The following is a 418-nucleotide window of genomic DNA, read 5'->3' as shown; positions in this document are numbered from 1 at the left end:
CCGGCTGCCCGCAGGGCCTCGCGCAGGGCATGGGGCCGCCCCAGCAGCAAGGGCCAGGTCGTGCCGGCGTCCGTCTGCAGGTCCAGGCCCGGGCCGGGCCAGGGCAGGCGCCAGCCCTGCGCACGCCGGACCAAGACCGGATCGCAGCGCAGCAGCTCGACGCCGCGCTGGACCAGGCGCAGGGTGCCGTCCTCCAGCGCCAGCCAGGCCGTGCAGGCCTGCAGCAGGCACCAGGCCGCCGCCTCCGGCGCCAGCACCAGAGCGGCCACCAGGCGCAGTTGCTGCAGGGTCTGCGTGCGCAGGCCCTCGTCCAGAAGCAGGGCCAGCCCCAGGCCCAGCACACTCACGCGCGACAGCCCGCGCAGCAGCGCGACCACCCCGCGCAGCACCGGCGGCATCAGCCGCACCCGCAGCGGCC

General features: G+C 77.5%; 1 pseudogene. It reads right to left on the bottom strand.

The features are described 5' to 3' along the window. Positions 1–418 (bottom strand): annotated as a pseudogene (locus H5407_RS23655) (apolipoprotein N-acyltransferase); the annotation flags it as partial.

It is taken from the genome of Mitsuaria sp. WAJ17, assembly GCF_014174515.1.
Taxonomy (GTDB): Bacteria; Pseudomonadota; Gammaproteobacteria; order Burkholderiales; family Burkholderiaceae_C; genus Roseateles_B.
This window is presented reverse-complemented; position numbering and strand designations above follow the sequence as displayed.